Source organism: Flavobacterium fluviale (genome assembly GCF_003312915.1).
Classification (GTDB): Bacteria; Bacteroidota; Bacteroidia; order Flavobacteriales; family Flavobacteriaceae; genus Flavobacterium; species Flavobacterium fluviale.
The window spans coordinates 1,862,329-1,884,452 of sequence record NZ_CP030261.1 but is presented as its reverse complement, the minus strand read 5'-3'; the positions used below and the strand labels follow the sequence as shown (position 1 = coordinate 1,884,452).

At 32.7% G+C, this 22,124-nt stretch carries 23 protein-coding genes and 2 tRNA genes; 8 read left to right on the top strand and 17 right to left on the bottom strand.

The window, feature by feature from the left end; all coding sequences use genetic code 11:
* Positions 1–679 precede the first annotated feature (679 nt).
* Complete coding sequence (gene gldC / locus HYN86_RS08405) at positions 680–1,018, bottom strand: gliding motility protein GldC (protein ID WP_162789330.1); 339 nt, start codon at positions 1,016–1,018, stop codon at positions 680–682.
* Positions 1,018–1,974: a gliding motility lipoprotein GldB gene (gldB, locus tag HYN86_RS08400; protein ID WP_113677629.1), complete on the bottom strand. Its 957-nt coding sequence runs from the start codon at positions 1,972–1,974 to the stop codon at positions 1,018–1,020. The genes gldC and gldB overlap by 1 nt, the downstream gene beginning before the upstream one ends.
* A gap of 100 nt (positions 1,975–2,074) precedes the next feature.
* Between gldB and nadE the strand changes: the two genes are divergently transcribed.
* Both nadE and HYN86_RS08390 read left to right on the top strand, forming a co-directional pair.
* Entirely contained in the window at positions 2,075–2,881 is an 807-nt protein-coding gene (nadE, locus tag HYN86_RS08395) for an NAD(+) synthase (RefSeq protein ID WP_113677628.1), read from the top strand.
* A gap of 93 nt (positions 2,882–2,974) precedes the next feature.
* A complete protein-coding gene (locus HYN86_RS08390; RefSeq protein ID WP_008467169.1) occupies positions 2,975–3,604 on the top strand; it encodes a response regulator transcription factor in 630 nt (209 codons plus the stop codon).
* A gap of 97 nt (positions 3,605–3,701) precedes the next feature.
* Here HYN86_RS08390 and dnaG read toward each other — a convergent pair whose 3' ends face one another.
* From dnaG to HYN86_RS08365, 5 genes are all read right to left on the bottom strand, one after another.
* On the bottom strand, positions 3,702–5,768 hold the full coding sequence (dnaG, locus tag HYN86_RS08385; protein WP_113679889.1) for a DNA primase: 2,067 nt from the start codon (positions 5,766–5,768) through the stop codon (positions 3,702–3,704).
* A gap of 128 nt (positions 5,769–5,896) precedes the next feature.
* Positions 5,897–6,925: a hypothetical protein gene (locus HYN86_RS08380; protein WP_113677627.1), complete on the bottom strand. Its 1,029-nt coding sequence runs from the start codon at positions 6,923–6,925 to the stop codon at positions 5,897–5,899.
* 114 nt (positions 6,926–7,039) lie between these two features.
* On the bottom strand, positions 7,040–7,780 hold the full coding sequence (locus tag HYN86_RS08375) for a hypothetical protein (RefSeq protein WP_113677626.1): 741 nt from the start codon (positions 7,778–7,780) through the stop codon (positions 7,040–7,042).
* On the bottom strand, positions 7,767–8,327 hold the full coding sequence (locus HYN86_RS08370; protein WP_113677625.1) for an RNA polymerase sigma factor: 561 nt from the start codon (positions 8,325–8,327) through the stop codon (positions 7,767–7,769). Before HYN86_RS08370 ends, HYN86_RS08375 begins: the two co-directional genes overlap by 14 nt.
* A gap of 201 nt (positions 8,328–8,528) precedes the next feature.
* Positions 8,529–9,506, bottom strand: a complete 978-nt coding sequence (locus HYN86_RS08365; RefSeq protein ID WP_113677624.1) for a polyprenyl synthetase family protein — start codon at positions 9,504–9,506, stop codon at positions 8,529–8,531.
* A gap of 160 nt (positions 9,507–9,666) precedes the next feature.
* Between HYN86_RS08365 and HYN86_RS08360 the strand changes: the two genes are divergently transcribed.
* The gene (locus HYN86_RS08360) at positions 9,667–10,527 is read left to right on the top strand and encodes a hypothetical protein (protein WP_113677623.1); all 861 of its coding nucleotides are present in this window, start codon (positions 9,667–9,669) and stop codon (positions 10,525–10,527) included.
* A gap of 166 nt (positions 10,528–10,693) precedes the next feature.
* Here HYN86_RS08360 and rlmN read toward each other — a convergent pair whose 3' ends face one another.
* A complete protein-coding gene (gene rlmN, locus HYN86_RS08355; RefSeq protein ID WP_113677622.1) occupies positions 10,694–11,740 on the bottom strand; it encodes a 23S rRNA (adenine(2503)-C(2))-methyltransferase RlmN in 1,047 nt (348 codons plus the stop codon).
* Positions 11,741–12,061: 321 nt separating this feature from the next.
* On the opposite strand from rlmN, the gene HYN86_RS08350 reads away from it, so the two are divergent.
* From HYN86_RS08350 to HYN86_RS08340, 3 genes are all read left to right on the top strand, one after another.
* Positions 12,062–12,460 (top strand): hypothetical protein, encoded by a 399-nt coding sequence (locus tag HYN86_RS08350; RefSeq protein ID WP_113677621.1) that lies wholly within the window; start codon positions 12,062–12,064, stop codon positions 12,458–12,460.
* A gap of 112 nt (positions 12,461–12,572) precedes the next feature.
* Positions 12,573–13,214: an O-methyltransferase gene (locus HYN86_RS08345; protein WP_113677620.1), complete on the top strand. Its 642-nt coding sequence runs from the start codon at positions 12,573–12,575 to the stop codon at positions 13,212–13,214.
* A 72-nt stretch (positions 13,215–13,286) separates the two neighbouring features.
* Positions 13,287–14,009 (top strand): phytanoyl-CoA dioxygenase family protein, encoded by a 723-nt coding sequence (locus HYN86_RS08340; RefSeq protein WP_113677619.1) that lies wholly within the window; start codon positions 13,287–13,289, stop codon positions 14,007–14,009.
* A 170-nt stretch (positions 14,010–14,179) separates the two neighbouring features.
* On the opposite strand, the gene HYN86_RS08335 is transcribed toward HYN86_RS08340, so the two are convergent.
* The 7 genes from HYN86_RS08335 to HYN86_RS08305 all read right to left on the bottom strand — a co-directional run bounded on the left by HYN86_RS08335 (position 14,180) and on the right by HYN86_RS08305 (position 20,284).
* Entirely contained in the window at positions 14,180–14,743 is a 564-nt protein-coding gene (locus HYN86_RS08335) for a phosphatase PAP2 family protein (protein ID WP_113677618.1), read from the bottom strand.
* Positions 14,743–15,090, bottom strand: a complete 348-nt coding sequence (locus tag HYN86_RS08330; RefSeq protein WP_113679888.1) for a Sec-independent protein translocase subunit TatA/TatB — start codon at positions 15,088–15,090, stop codon at positions 14,743–14,745. The genes HYN86_RS08335 and HYN86_RS08330 overlap by 1 nt, the downstream gene beginning before the upstream one ends.
* A gap of 154 nt (positions 15,091–15,244) precedes the next feature.
* On the bottom strand, positions 15,245–17,488 hold the full coding sequence (locus tag HYN86_RS08325) for a M1 family metallopeptidase (RefSeq protein WP_113677617.1): 2,244 nt from the start codon (positions 17,486–17,488) through the stop codon (positions 15,245–15,247).
* Between the two features lie 65 nt (positions 17,489–17,553).
* Positions 17,554–18,060: a DUF6702 family protein gene (locus tag HYN86_RS08320; protein ID WP_113677616.1), complete on the bottom strand. Its 507-nt coding sequence runs from the start codon at positions 18,058–18,060 to the stop codon at positions 17,554–17,556.
* Positions 18,057–18,812: a hypothetical protein gene (locus HYN86_RS08315; protein ID WP_113677615.1), complete on the bottom strand. Its 756-nt coding sequence runs from the start codon at positions 18,810–18,812 to the stop codon at positions 18,057–18,059. Before HYN86_RS08315 ends, HYN86_RS08320 begins: the two co-directional genes overlap by 4 nt.
* Positions 18,802–19,530, bottom strand: coding sequence for a carboxypeptidase-like regulatory domain-containing protein (locus HYN86_RS08310; RefSeq protein ID WP_230406444.1), 729 nt, complete (start codon positions 19,528–19,530; stop codon positions 18,802–18,804). The genes HYN86_RS08315 and HYN86_RS08310 overlap by 11 nt, the downstream gene beginning before the upstream one ends.
* Positions 19,517–20,284: a hypothetical protein gene (locus HYN86_RS08305; RefSeq protein ID WP_113677614.1), complete on the bottom strand. Its 768-nt coding sequence runs from the start codon at positions 20,282–20,284 to the stop codon at positions 19,517–19,519. Before HYN86_RS08305 ends, HYN86_RS08310 begins: the two co-directional genes overlap by 14 nt.
* Positions 20,285–20,448: 164 nt before the next feature.
* Here HYN86_RS08305 and pepE point away from each other — a divergent pair, with 164 nt between their 5' ends.
* Entirely contained in the window at positions 20,449–21,156 is a 708-nt protein-coding gene (gene pepE, locus HYN86_RS08300) for a dipeptidase PepE (RefSeq protein WP_113677613.1), read from the top strand.
* Between the two features lie 144 nt (positions 21,157–21,300).
* On the opposite strand, the gene HYN86_RS08295 is transcribed toward pepE, so the two are convergent.
* Together HYN86_RS08295 and HYN86_RS08290 are read right to left on the bottom strand one after the other, a co-directional pair.
* Positions 21,301–21,373 (bottom strand) — tRNA-Gly (locus HYN86_RS08295).
* Positions 21,374–21,478: 105 nt separating this feature from the next.
* Positions 21,479–21,551, bottom strand: a tRNA-Gly gene (locus tag HYN86_RS08290).
* Positions 21,552–21,685: 134 nt separating this feature from the next.
* Here HYN86_RS08290 and HYN86_RS08285 point away from each other — a divergent pair.
* Positions 21,686–22,123 (top strand): GNAT family N-acetyltransferase, encoded by a 438-nt coding sequence (locus HYN86_RS08285; RefSeq protein ID WP_113677612.1) that lies wholly within the window; start codon positions 21,686–21,688, stop codon positions 22,121–22,123.
* The last annotated feature ends 1 nt before the right edge of the window (position 22,124 follow it).

Here is a 22,124-nt window from a genome sequence, read left to right as displayed (position 1 = left end):
TTACCGAATCGGTATTACCACTCAAAAAAATACTTAAACTGCTAATAAGGTAAATTATCAGTCCATTAGAGAAATACAAATAATCTAGTTTAGCAATTCGAATATTTTGTATCACAAAAGTAAGTGCGTATATAATCAATAATACGGAAGTGACACCAATTTCAAACAAATTAAACTTCCAGTAAAGATCGGGTTTCTTATAATATTGTATCGCCAATAAAATTAAAACCAGCACAAGAAAAAAAAGTATCGTGTTTTTCAAAACAACATTTGAAAACAAACTCCGGAAGAATATACTTAATGCAATAAATTAAAAAATAAAGTAGTAATGTGAGAGGAAAAAATTTGATCCCGGCCTATAAAACCCAATAATATTACAGCACAATTCCTGCACAAATAAAAACATCAGGTAAAATGTAATTATGTAATACTGGACATCTTTGTTTTTTCGCATCGTAAAAAAAAGAATGCTATTTAACAACAAAAAAAACAATCCGACAAGACTTACTAGAAATGGAAACAGCATACAATCAAATTTTACTTTGCTAAAGTAATCTATAAAAATAAACCTCTCTAAAATTTTGATTAATTTTATTTTAAAAGCAAAAGAAGATATGTCAAAAAAATCCCAAATTCCACTTTTAAAATTGGAATTTGGGATTTCTTTTTTATTGGAATTTTATTGCTTTGTTAGATCCAATTTTTCAGCAAAATAATCACAGAAATCTTTCATAGTGTCAGACATTTTTTCGTCGTCTGTAGCACGTTTAAAAGTATCCGCCATTGCCACTAAAGTCTGGTGGAAGAAAATCTTCATTTCATCTACCGGCATATCTTTTGTCCATAAATCGATACGCATTGTTTCTTTTGCTTTGCTGTCCCAAATAGACAACATTATCGCTTTTGCTTCTTCAGCATTTACGCCGCCATCTTGAGCACTCCAAGTTAATTTTTCTGGAACGCGGTTTTCATCTAATTCTACGTTGAATTTAATTTCTGAATTTATTGTGTCTGCCATTATTTCTTAGGTTTATATTTTGATTTTTCGAAAATCTCTTTCGGCTGAACTTTAAATAATTCCGCTAAAGAAACATTATTGTTTTTCATATAAGAACGCACCATCTGCCATCCTATCCAAGCACCAACGCGCCCTGGAGAATCGTTGTCTATTTCCAAATAGAATTTAGAAAAAGGAGCAGGTGTCATAAATCGTGTCGTTAATTTTGGATCATCGCTGTACAGCATTTCATTTTCTATAAAATAACGCCACATATAGGCTTCATTTTCTTGACACCATTTAATCTGTTCTGGTGTATAACCCATTTTTTCAGCATCAGCATAATCTGGAAGAAGCAGATCTTTTGCATAAAGCTGTTTTCCTTCAAAAACCATTTGAGCCACTAAACTTCTGTCTGGTAAATTGGGAATATTGCGGTAAGAAAAACTCGAAACCACATCTGGCATGATCTGTCTTTCTTCAAAATTCTGTTTTAAATAATTTGGGAACTCATAAAACTTATGATCTTTCCCTAAGTACAGTTCTAAAGCCACAATTACAAGACTGTCTGCATAAATTGATTTAGCAGTATAATCCATTTCACCTATAACTGTAATTACTTTAGGAATTTTAGTTTTAGGAAAATAATATTTCACATGCTGAAAAAGAGCATCGAACTCTTTACGAACTGGTTCAAAATTGCTGTATTTTTTTTGTACCTCTTCATAAACTTCCTTCCAGATAGGATCGTTCATTTTCTGCAGCCATATATTATCATCATTACCCGCAGGAAAGAAAAATGGATACTGTCTTTTTACCGCTGCAAGATCTTGAGGTTTTGTCTCAAAAAAAACTTTATCAAAGCGTTCAACTTTAATATCAACAGGAATTTCTTCTACTTCTTTTTCAACCTTAGATTTTTGGTCGCAAGACAAAAAAAACAGGCACAGAACCACTGCAAAGCGATAAATTTTCATTTTATTTTAATTAGATTTGTGTTACCAGAATTTAAAGTAAATGTATACTTGAAAATAATTCTGCAAATATACATCCCTGCATTTTAAAACTTAAACTATTATGGCTAAAAAAAGTACAATTCAGACAGAAAAAGTAAATACGCATATTGTAGAGTGGTTAAAAAATTATGCCAATAGCGCTAAAGTGAACGGTTTTGTAATCGGAATCTCCGGCGGTGTGGACTCTGCGGTAACTTCAACTTTATGCGCGCAGACAGGACTGAAAGTATTGTGTGTAGAAATGCCTATTCATCAGGCAGAAAGCCAGGTAAGTAGAGCAAAAGAACATATTGAACAATTGAAAAAACGTTTCCCAAATGTTTCTAACGTTCAAACTGATTTAACCGAAACTTTTGAATCTTTTAAAAGTGCTGTTCCAAAAACAGATGATGACGCAAAAGTAAGCCTTGCATTGGCCAATACACGTGCTCGTATTAGAATGACTTCTTTATATTACTTAGCGGGTCTTCATGGTTTACTAGTTGCCGGAACAGGAAACAAAGTGGAAGATTTTGGAGTAGGTTTTTACACCAAATATGGAGATGGCGGCGTAGATTTGAGTCCGATTGCCGATTTAATGAAATCTGATGTTTATGCATTAGGAGAATTTTTAGAAATTCCGCAGTCAATTTTAACAGCAGCACCTACAGATGGATTATTTGGCGACAATCGTACCGATGAAGACCAATTAGGAGCAAGTTATGATGAACTTGAATGGGCGATGTTAGCCGCGGAGTCAGGAAAAACGGCAGGTGACTTCGAGGGGAGAGAAAAATCTGTCTTTGAAATTTATAAAAGATTAAACACCAGCAACAAGCATAAAATGGACCCAATTCCGGTGTGTATTATACCAAAAACGTTAAAATAATTTTTTTTAACATTTGTCTGCAATTAATTACAGAATTTATTTATTAATTTTACAGTTCCAAAAACATGAACAATTCTAAAAAAGGTAAAAATTATGATTAAAGTATGTCTAGCAGACAATCATCCTGTGACGCACTTTGGCGTTAAGTCTTATTTTAAAGACCACGATCAAATTTCAATTGTTGCCAACGTAGGCAATTTTTCAATGGTAAGAGATATTCTTCAGACGAAGGAGATCGACATTTTAATTTTAGATTTAGAATTAGAAGGTCTTTCAAGTATCTTTGAAATTAAATCTATCCTGAAAAATTTCCCAAAAACAAAAATTGTTATTTTCAGTGATCTTGCTGAGCAAATGTATGCTCCAAATGCAATTAAAGCAGGAGTTTCCGGGTATGTACACAAAACAGAAAAACTAGAAACACTAGGACATTCTATTATTAAAGTACACGAAGGAAAAATTATCATCAACGAAACAGTACGCAAAAACATGGCCCTTATTGCGAAACAAAGCAAAAGCGAGCGTCTGTACAGAAAACTTTCAAATCGCGAGATCGAAGTTTTGCGTTACTTAAGTGATGGAAAGAAAAACAATGAAATCTCTAAAATCTTAAACCTGAACGAAAAAACGATCAGTACTTACAAATTAAGATTATTGACTAAATTAAATGTTACTAATTTAGTTGACTTAGTAAATAAAGCTAAGACTTTAGAAATTATTTAATTACCAATCGAAGATCTTAATTTTTATTTTTTTTAAGTAAATCGAAAATCTTTATAAAACTCTATCTTTTGATATATCATTAGATAGAGTTTTTTCTTTAATGGTAAGGCACTACTACTCTCCCTAATTTCTTTGAGAAATTATTTAATAGCTTAGAATAATCTACCACCATACTCAAAACTTCCGAATTATCTTCCTGCGGATCTGTCAAAAGAGAATTTTTCAATTCTGCAATAATTCCAGATACCAAATACCATCGCATTGAAAAAATGGTTTCAGAAACATTTTGTTCTATGGTTTCGCTTTTATGTTTTGGATAAATATTCTGCCCTTCCCAATTATGAATAGTAACTCTTTCGTCTTCCATTAAAATATTGGTTACCTCTTGAGCAAATTCAGGCTGTAAATGCATCAAATATTTATCTAAACTAAAAGTCTCATTTTGATTGTAGAAGTCAATTATATTGTTGTAAATATTTTGAAATAATGTATTGGACAATTCTACCTCATCTTCCTGTAGACTCAAATACACTTTCTCAAATACTTTATATTCTCTTTTTTCAGAAACCTCTTTTACGTTTCCTTCTTCATCAGCTTTCAAGAAAACATCTTCGAAATTTTCGACCACACTTCCGTATAAAAGAAGAATTTCGATAATTTTCCTTTCAAAACCGTATAAAATATTTACTTTTTCTGCTGGCGCATCTGGATAATAGCCAGGTTCTCCAGGATAATCGTCCGGCGGTCCTGTTCGTGGATCTTCGGGATCACCTCCTGAAAATCCAGCATTTTTTGGAGGCTGATTTCTATGAACTTCAAAAGGTTTCTGGTCTTGTTTCTGTTTTTTGTTCGCCTCTGCAATATCTTTTTGAATTAACTGCGCCAGCGTACTTACCAAAACCTGCTCCGAAATATCCATTATTCGCGCACATTCCTGAATATACACTTCTCGCTGAATACGGTCTGGTATTTTAGAAATACTCGTAACCATATCACGAATCAAATCGGCTTTTTTGATTGGATCATTTTTAGCTTCACCCATCAAGATCGAAGCTTTAAACTGTATAAAGTCTTTACTGTTTTCTTCTAAATAAGCAACTAATGCATCATGCGAATTTTTGCGCGCAAAACTGTCTGGGTCTTCTCCATCAGGAAAAGAACAAACCCTAACATTCATTCCCTCTTCCAAAATTAAATCGATTCCTCGAATTGATGCTCTTAAACCTGCAGCATCTCCGTCAAAAAGAACTGTAATATTTCTGGTCAGACGATTTATTAAACGAATCTGGTCTGGCGTTAAAGCTGTTCCAGACGATGCCACAACGTTTTCAATTCCTGCTTGATGAAACTGAATTACATCGGTATAACCTTCAACCAAATAACAATTGTTTTGTTTGGCGATAGATTGCTTGGCGTGATAAATTCCGTAAAGCACTTTACTTTTATGGTAAATATCACTTTCTGGCGAATTTAGGTATTTTGCCGCTTTTTTATCATTAGTTAAAATACGTCCTCCAAATCCTAAAACACGTCCGGACATACTTTGAATTGGAAACATTACACGTCCTTTAAAACGATCAAAAGGACGGTCTTCTCGGGCAATTGTTAATCCTGTACTTTCTAAAAATTCTAATTTATATCCTTTTCCAAGGGCTTCTTTCGTCAAAGCATCCCAAGTTTCTGGAGAGTATCCTAAATTGAACTTTTTAATCGTTTCATTGGTAAAGCCTCTTTCTTTAAAATAGGACAAACCAATTGCTTTTCCTTCTTCACTATTAAGGAGAACATCCTGAAAATATTTGGCCGCAAATTCAGAAACCAAATACATACTTTCGCGGATATCTGTATTTGCTTTTTCCGCTTCTGACTGTTCTGTTTCTTCAATTTCGATATTGTACTTTCTGGCCAAGTAACGAATGGCTTCTGGATACGTAAACTGCGAATGTTCCATCAAAAATTTAACAGAGTTTCCGCCCTTTCCCGTACTAAAATCTTTCCAGATCCCTTTTGCCGGCGACACCATAAACGAAGGAGAACGCTCATCTGAGAACGGACTCAATCCTTTGAAGTTACTTCCTGCGCGTTTTAAATTCACAAAATCGCCGATAACCTCCTCTACTCGAGCAGTTTCAAAAACAGAATCTATGGTATTTTGTGAAATCAAAGTGTAATATATTTTTAAAGTTGAGAGCTTGTAAAAATACGCAAATCCTATTTGAATTTTAATCATTTTTAAAACAAAAAAGCATCTCGTTTGAGATGCTTTTTTCACTAACTAAACGACCAATTTTTTTAGTTTAAATCTACTCGAAGTCCTAACGAAATGTTATTCTCTTTGATTAAATTATTCTGAAATAATGGATTTAAATCGTATTTAAAATACAAACTCAATTCTCTATAACCGATATACGAACTCAGACCGTAAATAAAATTATTCACATTGTAATCGCCTTTTATAGTCGTTTTATATTTTAAATCTTCCTCTTCAAATTTTAAAATCTGTTTTGATTTTACATTGATTCCCGCATAACCTCCAATTCCAAAACGGAAACTTCTATGTGTTTTAAAATAAGTTTTTCCGTTGCTTTCTACTGGTCTTGAAAAATCAAACTCTAAATGTACGGGCGCAACCAAATAGACATTTCTAAAACGAGACTCATTTAAATTAACTGGATTCACTTCCAGATTAGTCTGATCTCCATTTACAACAAAACTTCTATTATCTGTCGGACGAATATTATTGTACATTGATGAAAGTCCGTATTTGGCATGAAGCAGATTATCATTTTTCAACAATCTTGAGTTATATGTAAAACCCCATTCGTAAAAATGCGAACCAATAAAACTGTAATTGGAATCCTGAAGTTTTCCATCCACCATCATATTATTCAATCCCATTGCAAATACAAATTGAGATGTGGTTCTTTTTTCGCCGTGAATAGAATCTTTGCTGTCTTTATGAGATTTCCAGCGAATCATATAGACTTTAGAAGAATCTTCTTTTATCTTTCCATCTACTTTTTTCTGCACCAAATCATTTAATTCATTTTGCGCCAAAGTAATTTTTTCTTCAATAATTACAGCTCTAGCTTCTGCCAGCTCTTTTTTGCGTTTATCAGCCTGTTGCTGCGTAATTTTCCCTTCAGACAATTGAACATTTACTGCTTCAACTTCTTCTTTTAGAGCTTCTTTCTCTTCTTTGGTAATTTTCTCAATTTTATTAGCGATTCTTTTCGCTTCAGATTCAAAAGTTTCCTGACCCATTACTTTGCTTATCAGTAAGAAAAAGAAAAGAATGAAATAAATAGTAATATTTTTCATGATTGATTGATTTTAAAAATGATTGATGATTGATTTTTAATTATTAATTGTTGATTGTTAATGGTTAATTTTTTGATATGAAATTTGATATTGAAATTGTCATTGCCATTGCCTCTACTCTTTTTGATTTCTATTTGATAAAGCAACTTTGACATCTTGAAAGTTCTTGTTTACTTTTGTAATCATTTTTTCTCTAAAAGAAAGCTCTAATTCTCCGTCTACCTGATTCAGTAAATCGCTGGCATTGATTTTTACTTTAGCTTTTTTAGTTGAACTTTCGGCTAAAACTTTATTTTCTGCAGTTTCTAATAATTGGTCTACATTTGATTTTTTAGCATTTTCGGTACTTAAAACTTGATTGCTGGCTGATTGTTTTTCTTGATTGTTTTTGATGATGATTGAAGACTCCACTATTTGATTTGATTCATTTTTATTGGTCTTATTTGAAATTTGATTACTTACTTTTTCTTGTTTTGCTAAAGTCTTTTCTGAAACTTGTCTTGAAGTTCCTTCTGCGATTGTAGTTTCGGTTTTAATTGAATCGACATTGTTTACAGCCGGTTTTGTAACAGATTCTCTTTCGACTTCCTTTTCAACCACTACAGTTTCTGGAACTACAACTGCGTTTTTATTTTGATTGAAAAACAAAGTTCCAACCAATATAAATCCGATAAAGCTGGCTGCGATGTACAACCATTTTCTTTTCGATTTTTTATTTGAATCAATCGTAATTGGTTTCTTATCTTCTACTACACTCAACATTGCATCCAATCGATCCCAGGCTTTATTGCTTGGTTCAATTTTTCGCTCGTTTAGTTTATCACGGAAATCCTTTTCAAAATTATTCGGTTCCATTATCTTGTTTTTTTAAAATAGTAATTTGTGTTTGCAGCATTTTTCTAGCGTGCGATAATTGCGATTTTGATGTTCCTTCATTAATTCCTAACATCTTGGCAATTTCATTGTGTTTGTAACCTTCAATTGCGTATAAATTGAAAACCATTTTATAACCATCTGGCAGAGCGTCAATTAAATACTGAATCTGTTCTACGGTAAACTGGCTGTCGATCTCATTAAAACTTTTTTCAACGAAAAACTCATCTTCGGCAAATTTTACTTTTTTCTGAACTCTTAGATACGAAATGCATTCGTTAACCATAATTCGGCGGATCCAGCCCTCAAAACTTCCTTTGTGCTCAAAGTTTTTTAAGTTCGTAAACACTTTCATAAATGCTGTTATCATTACATCTTCTGCCAATTGAATGTCTTTTATATATTGACGACATACACTTAACATTTTTGAAGAAAACTTACTGTAAATCTGCTGCTGTGCCTGACGATTGTTTTCGACAGCCAATTTTATGATTTTGGTTTCTTCTTGATGTAAATGAATAATTTTCATTTATAAGCTTTTGGTTTTGGTTTGTTTTTGGTTTTAGAAACAGACTTCTATTAGCATAGACGATTGTCGATTTGAAATGGTTGCATGAACTTAAAAAAAATTCAATTTTTTAAAATTCCAAATCCCAACACATAGCAATACACAATTGATTTACAACAAAGTAAATCAATTATCTAATTAATAAATTCTCTAATTTTCTAATTATTTTTTTCTTTCGATGACGTAGTTTACCATCAAAGTCAGCGCCTCTTTATACTCAGAATCTTCGAAGTTTTGAAGTAATGCAAGTGCTTCTTGCTGGAATTCGACCATTTTGTTTTCGGCGTAAGCCAAACCATTATTATCTTTTACAAAGGCAATCACTTCTTTTACGCGTTTTTTGTCTTTGTTGTGGTTTTTGATGGAGTTTATCAGCCACTTTTTTTCTTGCGGAGTACAGGTATTTAAAACATGAATTAAAGGCAAAGTCATTTTTTGCTCCTTAATATCGATTCCGGTTGGTTTACCGATCGCTTCTTCGCTGTAATCGAATAAATCGTCTTTAATTTGAAAAGCCATTCCGATAAGCTCACCAAACTTTCGCATATTTTCTACCTGAGCATCATCTTCGATTACGGCTTTCGCGCCAAGCGCACAGCAAGCCGCTATAAGCGTTGCCGTTTTCTTTCTGATGATTTCGTAATAAACATCTTCGGTAATATCCAGTCTGCGGGCTTTTTCTATTTGAAGTAATTCTCCTTCGCTCATTTCGCGAACAGCAACAGAGATAATTCTCAGTAAATCAAAATCTCCATTATCTATAGAAAGTAATAAACCTTTAGACAATAAATAATCACCAACTAAAACGGCAATTTTATTTTTCCAAAGCGCATTGATAGAGAAAAATCCGCGGCGGCGATTACTGTCGTCTACAACGTCATCGTGTACTAAAGTTGCGGTATGAATCAGCTCAATTACTGAAGCTCCACGATAGGTTCTTTCGTTTACAATACCGCCGGAAACCATTTTTGCAGTTAGAAAAACAAACATCGGACGCATTTGTTTTCCCTTACGGTTTACGATATAATAAGTGATTCTGTTTAGTAAAGCAACCTTGGAAGTCATCGATTCATGGAACTTCTTTTCAAAAAGTTCCATCTCGTTAAAAATAGGCTGCTTTATTTGAGACGTAATATTCATTTAGATCCCAAATATACTATTTTTAATAAAAATACGTTGTGTATTTTAGGTTAGGATTTTAATATTTTATGTCTTAATCTAAAAATTCCCACCAAAATAGCTCTAACTAATACTGATTTGAATTCATTCATTTAAAAGAAGAACCCAAAACTATTTATTTATGAAAACAAAATTTTTATTGCTTAGCACTTGTATTACTATGTCTTTTTTCATCAGCTGTAATTCTGATGAAAAAACAAATGATGGATCTGCAAAAACGATTACGAACGAAGAAATTATCACGAATTCGAAAATCGATGCCTCTGTAGATGATGTTACCAATATTGCCGAAGATCAATTTAGCTCACAAATAAATATTAATGCAAAACCTGGCGGACCTATTAAAAACTTTCTGCCAAGCTGCGCTACCATAACAACAGTTTTAACCAATAATACTTGGACGAAAACAGTAGATTTTGGTGTTGAAGGCTGTACTTTGAATAACGGAAATACGGTTAAAGGAAAAATGATTGTTTCTTTTTCTAATGATTTTAGTTCGTCTACCCAAACTATTAGTTACACTTTTGAAGGATTTTATCATAACGGACGAAAACTTCAGGGAAGTAAAAGTATTGTGAGAACAATTAAAGAAACTAATTTATTAGTGACAGCTCATCCTGTTTCTACCGCTGCAATTGATTTGACTATTACTTTTGATGATGGAAGCGTTTACACCCGAAAAGGAACCTTAATAAAAGAAATGACTTCTGGTTATGATACTTGGTTTGATTGGGACGATAATGTCTTTGTTGTAACAGGAAGCGGTACAACAACTTTTCCTAATGGCGATACTTACTCGGCAGAAATTACAACTCCTTTAGAATTTAATGCTTTATGCAGAAAATCTTTTGCTGTAAAAGGAATTGTTTCAATTACTAAAAATGGCGCTTCGGCAACTTTAGATTATGGCAGCGGAGAATGTGATACTCTTGCAACAGTTACTAAAGATGGTGTTACTGAAGAAATAGATTTGAAAAAATAGAATCCTTTTTGCCCGAAAAAAAAGCATTAAGAACAAGATTGATCCTTGTTTTTAATGCTTTTTTTATTTGTGTTGTTTTTCAAATGTTCCTAGGAAACATATTTTTACAATCATTATTTTTTTTCTACCGATGAGATACTCCTACGGAGTATATTCTGGCTAAATATTATTCTGCTTCTTTATTGGCCAACTGACCGCAGGCTGCGTCTATGTCTTTACCTCTGCTTCGTCTTACTTTTACAACTATTCCAATATTCTCTAATGCTTTGATGTAAGCCGCAATAGATTCTTCTGAAGCTTGCTGGAATTCGCCGTCATCAATTGGATTATATTCAATTAAATTGACTTTGCAAGGCACATATTTACAGAATTTTACTAATGCATCAACTGAAGCTTTATCGTCGTTAATTCCTTTCCAAACGACATACTCGTATGAAATTTTACTTTTCGTTTTTCTGTACCAATATTCCAAAGCTTCACGTAAATCTTTCAAAGGGAAATTTTTACTGAATGGCATAATTCGAGCGCGAGTTTCGTCAATTGCAGAATGTAGCGAAACTGCTAATTTAAACTTCACGTCATCATCTGCCATTTTTTTAATCATTTTCGGAATTCCAGAAGTCGAAACCATAATTCGTTTTGGAGACATTCCTAAACCCTCCTCAGAAGTAATCATATCGATCGCTTTAATGACATTGTTGTAATTCATTAAAGGCTCGCCCATTCCCATAAAAACGATATTCGAAAGCGGATGATTATAATACAAACGGCTTTCTTTATCAATAGCCACAACCTGGTCATAGATTTCGCCTGGTTCCAGATTTCGCATTCTTTTTAATCTTGCTGTCGCACAAAAATTACAATCTAAACTGCATCCTACTTGACTAGAAACACAAGCTGTTGTTCTGGTATCTGTTGGAATCAAAACAGATTCTACCACCAGACCGTCATGAAGGCGTACGGCATTTTTTACAGTTCCGTCACTGCTTTTCTGCATCGTATCTACTTTGATATGATTGATCACAAAATTGTTTTCAAGCATTGATCTTGTAGACTTTGCTACATTTGTCATGTCTTCAAAACTGTGAGCTCCTTTGCTCCACAACCACTCATAAACCTGATTGCCTCGAAAAGCTTTGTCTCCATTTTCAACAAAAAAATCGCGAAGCTGGTCTTTTGATAAGGCTCTTATGTCTTTTTTCTCCATTTGCATGCCGCAAAGTTAATCACTTTTGTCATTTTTTATCGCTTTTTAGTGCATTCTTAACAAGACCGCAAAAAGAGCAGAGAAAATCAGTATAAATTCAATTAGAATTAAGCTCTTCATTCCTTGGTATAAAAAATTTATAACGCCTAAAATTTTTTCACTAAAAAAAATCTAACGACAAGCTGAAAAGTAAAAATTTGGCACAAGAATTGTTTTGCTCTCAAAAGAAAAATAATCTTACAAAGAGCTCAATCATTTTAAAATGTGTACTTTTATTTTTCAGCCATATAACCTTTAAGTTTTATCAACCTAAAAAAAAATGTAATTATGAAAAAACAAATTTTAAGCTTAACTGTTGTTGCTTTATTAGCATTTGCTGTTCAATCTTGCGAGAAAAAAGAGCCTAAACCAGCAGAAGAAGAATTGACACTTGGAAACAAGGTTGATTCTCTTACAACAGATATTGAAGAAGTAACAGACAGCGCAGTGAGCAAAGCAGAAAGTGCTGCGGCAAAAGCAAAAGACGCAACAGAAAATGCTGCAACTGATGTAAAAGATGCCACTAAAAAAGCAGTATCTGATGTTGAAAATGCCGCAAAAAAAACAGCAACTGATGTAAAAGATGCCACGAAGAAAGGTGCAGAAAAAGTTGAAAACGCAGCAAAAGCAGCAAAAGACGGAACTGTTAAAACAGCAAAAGATGTAAATGAAGCTTTAAAAAAATAAATTTCATCTAAATCGAAATTAAAACCATGCGCCACGGCGGATGGTTTTTTTTATGCAAAATAGTTCGCTAATATTTTTTGTACTTTTGTTTAAAATTACAAGACACTACAAGATGCATTTTATATCTCAAGAATTAGAAGACTACATTGAGCAGCATTCTGAAAATGAACCAGAATTGTTAGCCAGACTGAATAAAGAAACTTATCAAAAAATACTTCTACCTAGAATGTTAAGCGGACATTTTCAAGGACGTGTTTTAAGCATGTTGTCTAAATTGATTCGCCCCGTAAATATTCTTGAAATCGGAACTTATACAGGATACGCTGCTTTATGCTTATGCGAAGGAATGCAGGAAAACGGACAATTGCATACTATTGATATTAAAGAAGAACTGGTTGATTTTCAACGAAAATACTTTGATGCTTCTCCGTGGGGAAAGCAAATTTTCCAGCATTTAGGCGAAGCTGTAAATATTATTCCAGATTTAGATGTAAAATTTGATTTAGTCTTTATTGATGCTGATAAGGAGAATTACCTCAATTACTGGGAAATGATTGTTCCAAAAATGAATAAGGGCGGCATTATTTTATCTGACAACGTTTTATGGAGCGGAAAAATCCTAGAACCTGTTCATCCAAATGACGTAAGTACAAAAGTTCTATTAGAATATAATCAACACTTAAAAGATGATCCCAGAGTTGAAACAGTCTTGCTGCCAATTCGTGATGGATTGACGGTTTCGAGAGTGTTATAATTTTTTAAGGTTCTAAGATGAAGAGACTAAGCTTTTTAGTTTATTTATCTGTCATTAAAATTAGTTTTCAAAATGAATGATTCAAAAGAAATATGTTCTGAAGGTTTTATAATAATAAATGATATTTATACTGAAGATGAGATCGAAAAACTGATTTCATTAATCGAAGATAAAACCAAAAATGACTCTGAAAATGCTACGTTTAGAAAGTCCCAAGATCTATTTGCTATTAGACAGTTTCACAAAGAAATACCTGAAATATTGGACTTTGTTTTTAATAAAAATTTAAAAGAAATTATTGAATCGAATTTTGGAAAAGGATATTTTATAACCAAATCCATATATTTTGACAAGCCTGAAAAATCAAATTGGTTTGTGGCGTATCATCAAGATTTAACCATTTCTGTTGACAAAAAAATTGAAGTTGAAAATTTTGAAAATTGGACTTTAAAACAAAATCAATTTGCAGTTCAGCCTCCAAAAGAAATTTTAGAAGATAATTTCACGATCAGGATCCATATTGATAAAACTACAAAGGATAATGGAGCTTTAAAAGTGATCAATAATTCACATTCAAAAGGAATTTTGAGAATTGAAAATCTAAATTTTGAAACTGAAAAAGAAACGATTTGTGAAGTTGAAAAAGGCGGCATAATGATTATGAAACCGCTATTGTTTCATGCTTCGAATAAAACTACAAATAACGAACGAAGAAGAGTTATTCACATAGAATTTAGCAAACAACAACTTCCAGAAGGATTAGATTGGAGTGAAAAAACGATTTTAAAAAATTAATCCATACCTACACTTAAAAGGAAAAGGCTTTAGCCAAATACATATTTGTATTTTGACGAAGGCCTTTTATTTGCCCATAAAAAAACCTCCGGCTAAGCTGGAGGTTTTTTGTAATATATCTTTAAAATCCTAGAATCTCAGAAACTTAGAACCTTAACATCTTAAAAAAACTATTCTGGGAAATATTGCGGTTTTAATTTTCTATACACTAAATAAAGCAGTAATCCGAAAAGTGCTCCAAAGAAATATCCTGCTAGAATATCGCCTGGATAATGCAGTCCCAAATAAATACGGCTGTAAGCAAAAACTAAAGGCCATAAAAATAGAAGTCCAAAATATTTGAAGTGACGTTTTAAAACTAAAAATAGGAAAGTAGCAACCGCCATAGTATTCGCCGCATGTCCCGAGAAAAAACTATATGATTTTCTAACCTGCACAATACGAATAATCGAAGCTAAATCTGGATTATTACAAGGGCGTAAACGTTGAAAAGTATGCTTGAATAAATTACAGGTTTGATCTGTAAAAGCAATCAAAATTGCTACAAACAGCAATACATACAAAGTTTGTCTGCCACCTATTTTTTTATAAATTAGATAAAAAAACAATAAGAAAAGTGGCGTCCAATGCAGCTGATCTGTAATAAAAAGCCAAAAGTTATCGTATTTTTCAGAACCAAGTCCATTAAGGTATATTAATAGATTGGTATCTAATTCCTTTATTGTTTCAAGCATTATCTTTGGCGTTTAATAGGTCCGGAAATGGTATCAATATCTTCTTTTACTTTGTCGATTTCATTGGCTGTGTCTCCTAAAAGGCTTCCATTTTCTCCAAGTATATTAGATTTTGCATTATTAATTTCTGCATTGATATTTCCTGTAATATCCGTTAAAGATTTAGAGTCAAGACCATTAGCCTCTGCTCCTTTTTGAATTTCACTTTTAATATCATTAGTAGCATTTTTTAATTGAGCCATAGCTTTACCCATTGTACGTGCAATTTCCGGCACTTTATCAGAACCAAAAAGCATTAGTACAATAAACAGTATAAAAACTAATTCTCCTCCTCCTATACCAAACATAACTTTTATTTTTGTTGTCGCAAAGATATTAAATTTTGCAGCGTAGAGTTTTAAATTTAACTTAAAAAGTCCTTTAAAATGCATTTTAATAAAAAAGAAAAAGTTCATCAAGCTTTTACAAACCTGATGAACTTTTAATTATCTTTTTATTAGTCTAGTCAAATTTTGACTTTGTCTCAGCTTTTGGCCAAGAATTATTTGTAACATCGATATCTGCTGTTAACAGTTTTGGATCGATTTGAATGCTCTTAATTGCTTTTGTTGTAGCGTATACTTTTTTAGCTGTTTCATTACTTTTTCTCCAAATTTGAGCTGGATATTTGTAATTGTCTTTAGAGCCGTCTTCATACGTAATCTCAACCAAAATTGGCATGATCATTCCACCTGGTTTATTAAACTCTACTTCATAGAAATATTTAGGAGATTTGATACTCGCTTTTTCCTCTGCAGTAAAAGTTTGATCTATATAATCTGCCAAAGGTTTAAAATCTTCTACTTTTAAAGCTTTTTTCTTAGATGCATTTACCTCAGTATTGTCTCCAGAAACTAAGTAAACAAAAGGTCCTTTTTCATATCCAAAACGCCCTTTTCTTACTTTGACATCTTTAAGATCTGCAGTTGGAGTATCTGAAACATAAAATTGTTTTACTTCTTTAATTCCGATATCTACAAAATCAGTTGAATAAAACCATCCTCTAAAGAACCAATCCAAATCTACTGCCGAAGCATCTTCCATTGTTCTAAAGAAGTCTTCTGGGGTTGGATGTTTGAATTTCCATCTGTTTGAGTATGTTTTAAAAGCATGATCAAACAATTCTCTTCCCATAACCACTTCTCTTAAAATATTAAGACCTGTTGCTGGTTTCCCGTATGCATTATTTCCAAATTGGTGAATAGTTTCAGAGTTTGACATAATTGGCTCTAAAAACTTTTGATCTCCACTCATGTAAGGAACAATATTTTTTGCAGGCCCTCTTCTTGAAGGGAAAGCTGGATCTAATTCCTGCTCTGCTAAATATTCTAAAAATGAATTCAATCCTTCATCCATCCATGTCCACTGACGTTCGTCAGAGTTTACAATCATTGGAAAAAAGTTATGACCAACTTCGTGAATAACAACACCAATCATTCCGTTTTTAACCTCTTTAGGCGTAACCCCATTTTCGTCTGGACGACCGTAATTCCAGCAAATCATTGGATATTCCATTCCTTGATCTTCTGCAGAAACTGAAACTGCTTTTGGATAAGGATAATCAAAAGTATGAGAAGAATAACTTTTTAAAGTGTGGGCAACAGTCATCGTAGAAGTTTCTCCCCAAAGCGGATTTGCTTCTTTTGGATAAACAGATTCTGCCATTACAATTTTGTTATTCAATTTAACAGCCATTGCATCGTAAATGAATTTTCTAGAAGAAGCAATTCCAAAATCACGAACATTTTTAGCACTGAATTTCCAAGTTTTTTTCTTTTCAGAAAAACCTTTTTCTGCAGCTTCTGCTTCAGCCTGTGTTACAATAACAACTGGTTTATCAAATGATTTTTGAGCCTGTTCGTATCTTTTTACTTGTTCTGCTGTAAAAACCTCGCTTCTGTTTGTTAATTCTCCTGTAGCATCAATTACGTGATCTGCAGGAACTGTAATATTTACATCAAAGTTTCCAAAAGGAAGAGCAAACTCTCCACTTCCCCAAAACTGCATATTCTGCCAGCCCTCAACATCATTATAAACTGCCATTCTTGGATAGAACTGAGCAATTACGTAAAGTTTATTACCATCTTTTTCAAATAATTCATATCCAGAACGACCACCTTCTTTTCTGTAATTATTGATATTATACCACCATTTTATGGAGAACGATATTTTTTCTCCAGGTTTTAAAGGAGATGTTAGATTAATACGCATCATTGTTTCATTGATCGTATAAGAAAGGGCATTTCCTTTAGCATCTTTAACTTGCTCAATATTAAAACCACGTTCTAAATCTTTTTTCAAATATTTAGAAGAAAAGCCTTCAAGAGGTAAAACCTGATTTATTCTTTCTCCCTCTGCCAGCGAAGTTTGTCCATTTGCTTTTGCCTGATTTTGATCTAACTGTACCCATAAATACTCCAGACTGTCTGGCGAATTATTAGTATACGTTATTGTTTCAGACCCAGATAGTTTTGAATTTTTATCATCTAACTCAACATCAATCTTGTAATCTGCCTGCTGCTGGTAGTAAGCAGGTCCTGGAGCTCCAGAAGCTGTACGAAACATGTTTGGAGTTGCCAGCAAATCGTACATTTGACTAAACTTATTGGTATCGTATTTTCCCTGTTGTTTTACAGGAGGTGTGGTTGCTTTTTCCTGAGCAATTAACATTGCAGGAAAAAGTAATAATAATGAAAGTTTTTTCATAAAAATTTAATGGTAATTTATCAGGTCGTGAAAATAGTAATTAAAACAATAAATTTTAAGATCTGCTAATATTTTAACACTTCTTTCCTTGAAGATTCTGTAAAAAGAACACTTCTTTTGGTGTCAAATGCTGAAATATGTGTAATGTTTTGTTGTTCTGCATTCCAATCTACTAAAATTGTGTTTGAGATTTCCAATGTTTTGAATTTATCCACATCCTTAATCCTTGAGTAACAAACCAACACATCATCTGCTTCAATTTCTTTCGATAAAAAAGCAATCGTTTTTGACTGTCCGTTAACTTTAATTGTAAAGTTTTCAGTTAGATATTTTTTCAACAAATCAATATCTGCCTGTGTTTCTTTGCTTGTGCCAACGAATGTTTTTTTACGATATTTTTTTTCCATCGCATTATTCAAATCATCGATAAAAATGCGGGAAGTAATCTGCAGCATTTTTTTTTCGGCAGCATAATTCACTTGAAAAACACCAACATAAAATTTATGAAAAGTAAATGCAGAAGTCAATAAAAACAGAACTCCAAGCAGGCAGTAAATTAATCTATTTTTCATTTTTTACCAGCAGCGACTTTCTTAAATTCTTTATTCTTATTGACCATAAAATCCATCAATTGGAATTTTTGATCAGGATCAACAAGTTCTTTCGAGTGCGGATCATTTGAGCAGTACATTAAAAACAATTCTATTTCATCATCTTTAAGGCTCAATGTTTTGGTATAAAAATCTTTTGTGAAATTATCTTTAGCATATTCTACAAAAGCGATATCAGTAACTTCTTCGTCTTTAACATCTTCTTTTTTACTTAGAAGTTTTTTTACATCTTTAAATATTCGCACAAAATCAGTTCCATATTTAATGGTTTGATCAGAAAGCATTGCATTATTTTTTGCTGTTGATTGTTTGTCGTCTTCAAACTGCATATCTACATAATGCTGCGAATTTTGATCGAGTGATTTTACTTTTAATTCTTTATGAACAACAACTTCTTTAAGTTGATTATTAACTAAGTCTAGTTTTAGTTTAAAAAGGACTTCAGCACAGTCTTTTTCTGTTAGAACAATCTTTTTCGATTGAAAAGCGAGACCAGAAAACAACAAAGTGTCTTTTGGACGAGCCATAATATCAAATAAACCGCCGGCACCGATAAATGTTCTGACATTAGCATTAATATTCATTACATAGCCGCTTTCTATCGTTAGAAAATCATTTATAACTTGACCATGTAGTGGTTTCCTTGAACCGTTTTGTCCTAATACGATTTGACAAAATAAGCAGACAACGAGTACTCCTAATTTATTTTTCATTTTCGAGAATTGTTAGATATTTTCTTGCTAGATCTGTGATTAAAAACATACTCATTGTTTTGTTTTTGGTATTCAAAGATACAGCAAATTCAGCATCTTCTATACAAAATAATTGAAATCCTTTTATATAATCCACAGGTATTTTCAATCTTTGCGTATAATAATTCTCATCAAAAAGATATTCTAATTTTCTAAAAAGCGCTTCTTTTTTCTCAACATTTACCTCTTTTTTCAACATCGCAGTGCGTCCAGAAATTCCATTTAAAAGCTTATCAACTGAAGTTGAATTTGCCGTATAAACTTTTCTTTCTGCTGGAGTGTATTTTTTTTGTCCGTATGGAATTATTCCCAAATTTTCGGCGGTAATATTTGCATTTTCATTTACAATTACCTCTTTTAATTCCACTTCTTTTGCGTTCATTTTTACGATCAGTAAATTTGAAGTCAGATCTTCTATTGTAATTCTTTTTTTAAGAGGTTCTAAATTGACTGCAGAAAAAACCAAAACTTCTCCTTCTCTAACTGCAATTGAAAAATTACCATCAGAATCTGAGACTGCTGTAACTTGGGTTGTGTTGTTAATTATATTTACTCCTTCAATAGCCGTTGACTGCTCCATTATTCTTCCTAACAACTCTTTAGAATTGCTTTTTTGCCCAAAACCAAACTGAACAAAAATTAAAAGTATTATAACAGATGTTTTTTTACTTATTTTCACTCGCAATTATTTCTTTATACTTTGTTGCTAATTCCCCCAAAAGGAATTCGGTCGACGTTTTATTTTTAGAATTCAAAATCACCGTAAATTTTTCATTATCCACAGCATAATATTCAAAGCCTTTTACATATTCTTCCGGGATTTTAAGGCGGTTAATAAAATGATCCAAACTAAACATATTCTCCAAAAGCTTCATAAAAAACTCTTTTTTCTCCACAGCTGCTTCTTTTTTCAGCATTGCAGTTCTTCCTGAGAAAAAATTCAACAGCGGATCTGCGGAAATAGAGCCGCCAGCCATTCCGCCACCGTTTGCTGTGGCATTTAGTGCAGTGGCTGTCTGTAATTTTCGTTCGGCTGCGGTATATTTTTTCTGCCCTTCAGGAATTATCCCTAAACGTTCGGCATTAATATTATCATATCTTTTTACAACAACTTCTTGAAGCTGATACATGACCATATTAAGATTTACTGTAAAATTAAGATTGGAAAAATCTTCTGGTTTCAGCATAATTCTTTTCTCCTTAAAACTTATTGAAGAAAAAACCAGCACATCATCTGCTTTTGCCAAAATCGAAAAAGAGCCAGAATCGCTTGTTGATACCGTTTCTTCTGTTTGCGCATTAATTACATAAACACCATCTAAACTTGAGGTATTAGAAGCTATTTTACCAGTAAAAACAGACCGCTCTTGAACCTGAGACAAGCAAGCCTGCCCGACCATAACAAATAAAAAACAAGTAATTTTCTGAATCAAAATGAAATATATTAGAAATATTCTTAAAAGGGTAAAAATATCTTAATATGATCCAAATTTAGTATTAACGACTTGGTAAAAATATGTTAATTAAAACAATAAAAATTAATACAAAAACGGAGTTTTTAATATCTTTAACGGACAAAATTTGAGTTTAAAAAATCATGAAGAGCATTATTATTGCAAGTACCTCTACTCTGCACGGAGGCAAATATTTAGAATACCTTTTACCTATTTTAAAAGAACATTTTAAAAACTGCAAAACAATATTATTTATTCCCTATGCCCGCCCCAGCGGTATTTCACATGAGGAATACACACAGAAAGCAGCAGAAGCTTTTGCTTCAATTAATATTGAAGTTAAAGGAATTCACGAATTTGAAGATCCTCAAGTCGCTGTAAAAGAAGCTGAAGGAATATTTACAGGAGGCGGAAATACATTTTTACTGGTTAGTCAGCTTTACAAAAATAATATCATGCAATTAGTCGCTGAAACAGTAAAAAACGGCACTCCTTATTTAGGATCAAGTGCTGGAAGCAATATTTGCGGGTTATCGATGCAGACTACAAATGACATGCCTATTATTTATCCGCCAAGTTTTCAAACTTTAGGATTAATTCCTTTTAATTTAAATCCGCATTATTTAGATGCCGATTTACAGTCGAAACACATGGGCGAAACCCGCGAAACCAGAATTAAAGAGTTTCACGCATTCAATTCAATTCCCGTTTTGGGATTAAGAGAAGGAAGCTGGCTCGAAGTTAAAGGTGAAAAAATCACCCTGAAAGGCGATTTGAAAGCGAGACTTTTCAAGAAAAACGAAACACCACAGGAATTAGAAAGCGAAAGTGATTTGAGCTACTTAAAATAAATTTCAAAATTTTTAAATTCCAAATTCCAAATTTTTAGCATTTATCTCTCTTTAAACTTGGAATTTTGAATTTAAAAATATTGGAATTTAAGCAAATTGGTCTAAAAACAAAAAAGCCTCAAACAATGTTTGAAGCTTTTGAAGAGCGAAAGACGAGGCTCGAACTCGCGACAACCAGCTTGGAAGGCTGGAGCTCTACCAACTGAGCTACTTTCGCATTAACAGGGTGCAAATATAAATAATTTAATCTTTAAAAAAAACTAAAATCAAAAATTATTTACTTTTGACAAAAAAACCGAAATATAAATATTTTGGTTTTTAGAGCGAAAGACGAGGCTCGAACTCGCGACAACCAGCTTGGAAGGCTGGAGCTCTACCAACTGAGCTACTTTCGCATTGGTGGTGCAAATATAAAAAGAAAGTTAAGTTCAAAACAAGCTTTTTGGCAAAAAAAATCAATAAAAAACAACAATTATTTATAACTTATTTAAAATTAAAAAGTTATAATTTCAATATTTTTTAAAAAATCATGATTACAATTAAAGAAATTCCATCAAAAGAAACTTATGCCGTGCGTCAACCTGTTTTAAGAAAAGGCAAACCTATAGAAAGCTGTATCTTTGAAGGTGATGATTTAGAAACCACTCATCATTTTGGTTTATTTGATAATGAAAATTTAATAGGAATTATTTCCTTGTTTAATAAAATCAACACTATATTTGCCGAACAAAATCAAGCTCAAATTCGAGGGATGGCAGTCTTAGAAACGCATCAAAAAATGGGATTTGGCGAGGCTTTGGTAAGACATTGTGAAACCTACTGCAATGAAAACAAAGTCGATTTGATTTGGTTTAACGCCAGAACAACAGCTGTTGGCTTTTATCAAAAAATGAATTACCAGCCCCTAGGTGAATCATTTGATATTAAAGACGTTGGCGAACATTATATGATGTTTAAAAAATTATAGA

Bases quoted from the DNA above. Each gene is read 5' to 3' on its own strand.
- HYN86_RS08375 (WP_113677626.1), bottom strand. From the start codon at position 7,780: ATGGAACCGAATAATTTTGAAAAGGATTTCCGTGATAAACTAAACGAG.
- HYN86_RS08365 (WP_113677624.1), bottom strand. From the start codon at position 9,506: ATGAATATTACGTCTCAAATAAAGCAGCCTATTTTTAACGAGATGGAA.
- HYN86_RS08325 (WP_113677617.1), bottom strand. From the start codon at position 17,488: ATGAAAAAACTTTCATTATTATTACTTTTTCCTGCAATGTTAATTGCT.
- gldB (WP_113677629.1), bottom strand. From the start codon at position 1,974: ATGAAAATTTATCGCTTTGCAGTGGTTCTGTGCCTGTTTTTTTTGTCT.
- HYN86_RS08350 (WP_113677621.1), top strand. From the start codon at position 12,062: ATGAAAAAACAAATTTTAAGCTTAACTGTTGTTGCTTTATTAGCATTT.
- HYN86_RS08380 (WP_113677627.1), bottom strand. From the start codon at position 6,925: ATGAAAAATATTACTATTTATTTCATTCTTTTCTTTTTCTTACTGATA.
- gldC (WP_162789330.1), bottom strand. From the start codon at position 1,018: ATGGCAGACACAATAAATTCAGAAATTAAATTCAACGTAGAATTAGAT.
- HYN86_RS08330 (WP_113679888.1), bottom strand. From the start codon at position 15,090: ATGTTTGGTATAGGAGGAGGAGAATTAGTTTTTATACTGTTTATTGTA.
- rlmN (WP_113677622.1), bottom strand. From the start codon at position 11,740: ATGCAAATGGAGAAAAAAGACATAAGAGCCTTATCAAAAGACCAGCTT.
- nadE (WP_113677628.1), top strand. From the start codon at position 2,075: ATGGCTAAAAAAAGTACAATTCAGACAGAAAAAGTAAATACGCATATT.
- HYN86_RS08340 (WP_113677619.1), top strand. From the start codon at position 13,287: ATGAATGATTCAAAAGAAATATGTTCTGAAGGTTTTATAATAATAAAT.
- HYN86_RS08335 (WP_113677618.1), bottom strand. From the start codon at position 14,743: ATGCTTGAAACAATAAAGGAATTAGATACCAATCTATTAATATACCTT.
- HYN86_RS08320 (WP_113677616.1), bottom strand. From the start codon at position 18,060: ATGAAAAATAGATTAATTTACTGCCTGCTTGGAGTTCTGTTTTTATTG.
- HYN86_RS08370 (WP_113677625.1), bottom strand. From the start codon at position 8,327: ATGAAAATTATTCATTTACATCAAGAAGAAACCAAAATCATAAAATTG.
- HYN86_RS08315 (WP_113677615.1), bottom strand. From the start codon at position 18,812: ATGAAAAATAAATTAGGAGTACTCGTTGTCTGCTTATTTTGTCAAATC.
- HYN86_RS08390 (WP_008467169.1), top strand. From the start codon at position 2,975: ATGATTAAAGTATGTCTAGCAGACAATCATCCTGTGACGCACTTTGGC.
- HYN86_RS08360 (WP_113677623.1), top strand. From the start codon at position 9,667: ATGAAAACAAAATTTTTATTGCTTAGCACTTGTATTACTATGTCTTTT.
- HYN86_RS08285 (WP_113677612.1), top strand. From the start codon at position 21,686: ATGATTACAATTAAAGAAATTCCATCAAAAGAAACTTATGCCGTGCGT.
- HYN86_RS08345 (WP_113677620.1), top strand. From the start codon at position 12,573: ATGCATTTTATATCTCAAGAATTAGAAGACTACATTGAGCAGCATTCT.
- pepE (WP_113677613.1), top strand. From the start codon at position 20,449: ATGAAGAGCATTATTATTGCAAGTACCTCTACTCTGCACGGAGGCAAA.